This is a genomic window from Butyrivibrio sp. LC3010, assembly GCF_000424385.1.
Taxonomy (GTDB): Bacteria; Bacillota; Clostridia; order Lachnospirales; family Lachnospiraceae; genus Butyrivibrio.
Map to the genome: position 1 here is coordinate 187,185 of NZ_AUJU01000007.1, position 6,645 is coordinate 193,829.

A 6,645-nucleotide genomic window follows, 5' to 3' on the forward strand; every position below is an offset into this window, starting at 1 on the left:
TTGCAAAGTATTCATAGTGAGCTTTACAAATTTAATAAAGAGTTGTTGATGCCCTCGTAATTGAGTATAATTAGTTAGTTGAAGTTCAAAATATTTGGGGATTTTTAGATGGCATACGTAGCTTTATACAGAAAGTTCAGACCCCCTGTCTTTGATGATGTTAAGGGACAGGATCATATAGTAACTACGCTGAAGAATCAGATCAAATCAGACAGAATCGGACACGCATACCTGTTTTGCGGAACCAGAGGAACTGGTAAGACCTCTGTTGCGAAGATCATGGCAAGAGCGGTTAACTGCGAAACACCAAGGGATGGAAGTCCCTGTGGAGAGTGTCCTACCTGCAAGGCGATAGAGTCCGGTGCGGCGATGGGGAATGTTATTGAAATTGATGCTGCATCAAATAACGGCGTAGATAATATTCGTGAGATTATAGATGAGATTTCCTATTCCCCTACAGTTGGAAAATATAAGGTATACATTATCGATGAGGTTCATATGCTTTCAACGGGAGCATTTAATGCACTGTTGAAGAGTCTTGAGGAACCGCCGTCTTATGTAATATTCATTTTGGCAACCACAGAGGTCCAGAAGATACCGATTACAATCCTTTCAAGATGTCAGAGGTATGATTTTCATAGAATAACCATAGATACCATTGCTGACAGACTTAGGGAAGTTGTTGATAAAGAAGGAATACAGGTTGAGGATAAAGCCTTAAGATATGTTGCCAAGGCAGCAGACGGATCCATGCGAGATTCTTTAAGTCTTCTGGATCAGTGTATAGCGTTTAATTATGGTGAAGAGCTGACCTACGATAAGGTGCTTGGAGTACTTGGTGCAGTAGATACCGAGATATTTGGAAGACTTTTTTCACATCTGATAAAGCAGGATGTGACCGGAGCGCTGAACCTGCTGTCTGAGATAGTAATAAAGGGGCGCGAGCTTTCCCAGTTTGTAAATGACTTCATATGGTATCTCCGGAATCTGATGCTGGTAAGTACATCGGATGACATGGAGGATGCGGTGGATATGTCCACCGACAACTTAAATATCCTGAAAGAACTCGCTAAGAATTCTGATGTGGATACAATAATGCGATATATCAGAGTTTTCTCCGAGCTTTTACAGAGCTTAAAATATGCGCCGCAGAAACGAATTCTGATAGAGGTTGCAATCATCAGACTTTGCAAGCCGCAGATGGATGAGGGGAATGATGCTTTGCTTGACAGAATCAGAATCCTCGAAGAGAAAAGTCAGGAACTTGATGGCGTGCTGGACGGGATAAAATCCGGTCAGATTGCGGTAAGTTCAGGAGGGGGTGGTACGTACGGAAACGGTAGGAATTCAGCGAATGCCTCCGGAACGGGTCAAACACCAGAAAAGACACAGATTCTTGAGTCAGCGGTAGCTGAAGATGTGAAAAAGGTTGTTAACAACTGGGGCAGGATTCTTGTGAAAATGAGCAATCCGATGCGAGTATACATGGAGAAAGCGGTACTGAGTCAGGGAAATGATAACAAACTTTTCATTGTGCTCGATAATAAGGAGCGCGTGCAAAAGTATAACGATGATCCGGGGAAATCTGAATTATCTGCTGTGCTGGATGAAGCTATAGGGAAACATATAGATTTTGAAATGCGTTACGCCGATCACGATAAGCCCATGCAGGAACAGTACGTAAGCCTTAATAACATCCACTTTGACATAGTTACTGAAGAGGACGTAGAGATGCCGGAGCTTCCTTTGGAGATGCAGATGACTGAAGATGACGAGTCTGATTCACAGTTGGAAGGGTCTCAGGAGCAATCTTATGAGGAATATGAGAATTCCGGAGGAAACATAATTACCGGAATTGATGATGATTCATATTTTGATGATCAACAGGCTATGGATGACGAGAATGCCTTCGAAGAGAAGGATCATGATGAAGATGAGTAAATAAGCACCGCTAACATAGCGAACTTATAGTTACATAAAGTATTAACAGGAGGAATAATAAAATGGCAAAAAGAGGTGGATTTCCCGGGGGCATGCCCGGAAACATGAATAATCTTATGAAACAGGCACAGCGCATGCAGCGCCAGATGGAGGAGAGCCAGAAAGAGCTTGAAACCAAGGAGTTTAAGGCAAGCGCAGGCGGTGGTGCAGTAGAGGCAGTTGTTAATGGAAGCAAAAAGCTGTTATCTATAACTATTGCGCAGGATGCAGTAGACCCTGATGATGTTGAGATGCTGCAGGATATGATAGTTGCTGCTGTCAACGAGGCTATGGATCTTGCTGAAAAGGCCCAGGGCGATATCATGGGCAAAATGACAGGAGGCCTCGGTGGTCTCGGAGGACTTTCATTTTAATGGATTTATATAGCGGACATATTAACAGATTGATCGAAGAACTTTCATCCCTTCCGGGGATTGGAGGCAAGTCGGCCCAGAGATTGGCTTTTTATATAATAGGACTTCCCAAGGACAGGGTTTTAAGGCTGGCAAACTCGCTTACGGATGCAAGAGAAAATGTACATTATTGCAGTAAATGCTGCACTCTTACAGACAACGAGATTTGCCCGATATGTGCCAATGAAAAGCGTGATCATAGAACGATAATGGTTGTGGAGAATGCAAGAGACCTTGCAGCTTATGAGAAGACCGGAAAATATGATGGCGTTTATCATGTGCTCCATGGAGCTATTTCGCCAATGCTTGGAATCGGGCCGGGAGATATAAAGCTTAAAGAGCTGATGCAAAGGCTACAGACTGATCCGGTCGATGAAGTTATTATTGCAACAAATTCAAGCCTCGAGGGCGAGACTACAGGAATGTATATCAGTAAGCTTGTTAAGCCGACAGGTATTAAGGTTACAAGAATTGCAAGTGGTGTTCCGGTAGGAGGGGATCTGGAATACATTGACGAAGTTACTTTGCTTCGTGCATTGGAAGGCAGAACTGAATTATAAATCTTTGGAGGTAAGATGATGAGTGTGAAAAGAGAATTTCTTGGAGAAGCAAAAGACGGTGCACCTATCTATGGATATCATATGACAAACAGCCAGGGGACAGAAGTTTGCCTTATGAATTACGGTGCCGCAATCCGTAATATTTTTGTGAAGGACAAAAACGGAGAAAAAAGAGATATAGTTCTTGGATTTGATGATCCTGAGAAGTATTTTGATAACTCATGTTTTCTTGGTGTAGTCGTAGGGCCTGTTGCAAACAGAGTTGGCGGAGCAAGTTATGAAATAGACGGAAAGAAATTTCAGATGGCCGTTAATGATGGACCTAATAACCTTCACAGTGATTTTGACAATGGCTTTCATAAAAGAGTATGGGAGGCTTCAGAAACTGAGGACAGCGTGACCTTCACACTGAAAGCAGAGGATGGGGATCTTGGTTTTTCAGGTAACAGAGTATTTTCCGTTACATATTCACTGTCAGAAGACAATGCATTATCACTTCATTACCATGCGGTAAGTGATGCAAAAACATTGATAAATCTTACTAACCATTGCTACTTTAACCTTCGTGGACAGGGCACCGGTTCAATTACCGATCACATTGCCCAGTTCAATTCATCAAAGACAACAGTTGTTGGTGATGGACTTATTCCTACAGGAGAGTTCGCAGATGTAGAGGGTACTCCTTTTGATTTTAGAAAAGAAAAAGGAATCGGCCTGGAGATAGATGCTGATGACCCTCAGATTAAGCTTGGCGGTGGCTATGATCATAATTTCATTATAGATGGCGCCGATGGAACAAGACGAGTTTTTGCTACGGTAAAATGTCCTGAGTCAGGCATTACCATGCAGTGTTCAACAACTCTTCCCGGATTTCAGTTTTACGCAGGTAACTTCCTTGAAGCTGAAGGAGGAAAAGGCGGTGTCGACTATAAGCCAAGAGAAGGTTTTTGCTTAGAAACACAGATCTTCCCTGATGCAATACATCATGCAGGATTCCCTGATGCTGTATTTGGACCTGAGCGTGAATACGATTCAATTACTGTATATAGATTTTTGTAAATTATTGATTATTGCAGCCAATTATGTTGGCTGCAAAATTATAATAATGCATTTTTGGAAAAGAGTTTTAAATGGCAGAAGTCAAAGATTTCACCAAGTATATTAAGAAATTACAAAAGAAGAATTCCGCAGGTGATGAAAGGGATTACGATCCCTTTGAAGCCTTAAACAGAGATTATGATTGGGATGACAATCAGGATAAGTCTCTTGATGCGGAAGATGATTATGAGAGCACCGGGCCTTCATATCAGGAAAAAATCAGAAAACACCGTATAGCTGTGTTTATAAGAACGGTAGTCATATTGGTAATAGCTGTCTTTGTAGTTGCTGCTGTATATATCAGCTGGAGAGATAAACAATTTACGGAAAGTTCGATCATTTCATCGGTTAGAATAACTGATGCCAGCGGGGCAAAGGCAATAAATCTTGGGGGATATATTTTATCCTACAGTAAAGACGGCGCAAGCTGTATAGATGGTCAGGGGCAGCAGCTTTGGAACCAGACATACCAGATGCAGAACCCGACAGTTCATACCTGTAAAAATGTTGTGGCTATAGGCGACTATAACGGGCACAACATATATGTGGCTAATACCAGTGGGACACTGGGTGAGATTGATACTAATCTTCCTATCAGAGATTTTTGTGTAGCTTCACAGGGGGTAGTTGCAGCTGCTCTTGATGATAAGAATGTGACCTGGATATATATTTTCGATGCTTCAGGTAATACTCTTGCGAATTTCAAAACTACAATGCAGGATAGTGGTTATCCTGTCGATATAGCCATATCACCGAGTGGAGAATTGGTCTGCGTGTCATATCTGAAAGCGGATAGTGGCAGAATAAAGACAAGCGTGGCGTTTTTTAATTTCGGTGCTGTCGGACAAAATCTGGCAGATAATTATGCCAGCGGATACGATTATCCTAATGTGGTAGTGCCTTATGTGCAGTTTATGAATGACTCCAGGATATTTGCAGTAGCTGATGACAGAATAATGTTTTATTCAGGAAAAGAAGTCCCGACCAGCCAGACAGAGAGTCTTACCGGAGAAGAAGAAATAAAATCGGTGTTTTATAACGAATCCCATGTGGGTATTGTTTTTGTAAACAATACTGATGAGGGTGCGTATAGATTGCAGATATATGGTGAATCAGGTAATCTGGAAACCACATTGTACTTTGATACCGAATACGTAGATGTGCTATTTGAAAGCGGACAGATACTTGTTTACGGCGAAAATGAGTACATACTTTATGATATGAAGGGAAATGAAAAATACAGAGCTGGTTTCGACCGCGCAGTTAAAGTCATGATACCTACTAATGTAAGGAGTAAGTTTATTCTGGTTACCGAGAACTCTATTGATACTCTTGAATTGAAATAATTAGAAATGTACAAGTCTTTATTAAGAACGCTTTCATCTTTTGATGGAGGCGTTTACTGTTAATGACGTACGAACACGCTAATATTTTACTATATCGTATGCATATGATTGTTATCTGTTGTGCCTCAATAAGTTCAGAATCCTATTACTTTTTGAATGCCAAGATGAAAATCATTTCGAGAACCTATACAGATAAATATTGTGATTAAAGTTTTATAAAATAATAAGTGGTAAAGATAAAAGTTTTATAAAGTATCTATTATATATAGTAAAAGTTTGATAAACTCCGATCCTTGTTTCGGGAGGGGAATCTATAGATAAGGGGAATTATAATGGATGTAATGGAATTTATATCAATGCCGCAGGTGATAGTATCACTTGCGGTATTAATTGTACTATTGTGGAGAGTGTCCTATGGATTCAAGTTTGGACTGATCAATGAACTGATTGAAATAGCAGGACTCGCTGTAGGATTCGTGATATTTACACTCTCCGCAGGTTCTATAGGAAAGCTGATTCATGGAGAGAACCTGCAGATATTCAGAACGATAGTTGAGCTGGCAATAGTGGTGGTTATATATAGAGTGGTCCAGGGAATTGCCAGAGGGACAAAAGGAGCAGGCAAGGTTCCTATACTCAGTAATGTTAATAAACTGCTTGGAGCATGCTTTGGTGTACTTGAAACTTACATGTGGGTAATGCTTATTCAACATATAATTGGATATCGAATAGACGATGCAATAAATTTTACATTTTTAAAAATTATTAGTTGCATTCCCATGTAAGTGATGCTATAATCAATTTCGCTCACTTCGAGAGAGAACAATACAAGAGTTGATAACTGCTTGATTAAATCTTTTGAAGAAAAGCAAAAAACTTCTTGACAGAAAGTCGTAGACATGGTATCCTATCAGAGTTGCGGCTGACAAGCCAAGACAAAGCACTTTGACAATGAAATAGTAATGCAACCCTGAAAATTCCAAAAAGAATATTCAGAGAACAAAACAACCTAACTAAAGGTAAAACGGACAGAACAAAAGCCAAGCTTAAGTTCTGGTCAGAAGACGAACGATCTTAAACAGAGATGTTTGAGAAACATTTAAACGTGAGAGTTCGATCCTGGCTCAGGATGAACGCTGGCGGCGTGCCTAACACATGCAAGTCGAACGGAAGATTATCGCTGATGAAGCTTCGGCAGAATCTTGATGATCTTTAGTGGCGGACGGGTGAGTAACGCGTGGGCAACCT

At 40.8% G+C, this 6,645-nt stretch carries 6 protein-coding genes and 1 rRNA gene; all 7 read left to right on the forward strand.

The window, feature by feature from the left end; genetic code table 11:
• Nucleotides 1-108: 108 nt before the first annotated feature.
• Nucleotides 109-1,941 carry a DNA polymerase III subunit gamma/tau gene (dnaX, locus tag G622_RS22075; protein WP_081675224.1) on the forward strand — a complete coding sequence of 611 codons (1,833 nt, stop codon included), beginning with the start codon at nucleotides 109-111 and terminating at the stop codon, nucleotides 1,939-1,941.
• A gap of 62 nt (nucleotides 1,942-2,003) precedes the next feature.
• The gene (locus G622_RS0107510; protein WP_026510195.1) at nucleotides 2,004-2,354 is read left to right on the forward strand and encodes a YbaB/EbfC family nucleoid-associated protein; all 351 of its coding nucleotides are present in this window, start codon (nucleotides 2,004-2,006) and stop codon (nucleotides 2,352-2,354) included.
• Entirely contained in the window at nucleotides 2,354-2,953 is a 600-nt protein-coding gene (recR, locus tag G622_RS0107515; protein ID WP_026510196.1) for a recombination mediator RecR, read from the forward strand. Before G622_RS0107510 ends, recR begins: the two co-directional genes overlap by 1 nt.
• Before the next feature lie 18 nt (nucleotides 2,954-2,971).
• Nucleotides 2,972-4,012: an aldose epimerase family protein gene (locus G622_RS0107520; protein WP_026510197.1), complete on the forward strand. Its 1,041-nt coding sequence runs from the start codon at nucleotides 2,972-2,974 to the stop codon at nucleotides 4,010-4,012.
• Between the two features lie 71 nt (nucleotides 4,013-4,083).
• Nucleotides 4,084-5,397, forward strand: coding sequence for a DUF5711 family protein (locus G622_RS22080; protein ID WP_049945738.1), 1,314 nt, complete (start codon nucleotides 4,084-4,086; stop codon nucleotides 5,395-5,397).
• Nucleotides 5,398-5,729: 332 nt separating this feature from the next.
• Entirely contained in the window at nucleotides 5,730-6,182 is a 453-nt protein-coding gene (locus tag G622_RS0107530) for a CvpA family protein (protein ID WP_026510198.1), read from the forward strand.
• Nucleotides 6,183-6,498: 316 nt separating this feature from the next.
• A 16S ribosomal RNA gene (locus G622_RS0107535) occupies nucleotides 6,499-6,645 on the forward strand; the annotation flags it as partial.

Bases quoted from the DNA above. Each gene is read 5' to 3' on its own strand.
- dnaX (WP_081675224.1), top strand. From the start codon at position 109: ATGGCATACGTAGCTTTATACAGAAAGTTCAGACCCCCTGTCTTTGAT.
- G622_RS0107510 (WP_026510195.1), top strand. From the start codon at position 2,004: ATGGCAAAAAGAGGTGGATTTCCCGGGGGCATGCCCGGAAACATGAAT.
- recR (WP_026510196.1), top strand. From the start codon at position 2,354: ATGGATTTATATAGCGGACATATTAACAGATTGATCGAAGAACTTTCA.
- G622_RS0107520 (WP_026510197.1), top strand. From the start codon at position 2,972: ATGAGTGTGAAAAGAGAATTTCTTGGAGAAGCAAAAGACGGTGCACCT.
- G622_RS22080 (WP_049945738.1), top strand. From the start codon at position 4,084: ATGGCAGAAGTCAAAGATTTCACCAAGTATATTAAGAAATTACAAAAG.
- G622_RS0107530 (WP_026510198.1), top strand. From the start codon at position 5,730: ATGGATGTAATGGAATTTATATCAATGCCGCAGGTGATAGTATCACTT.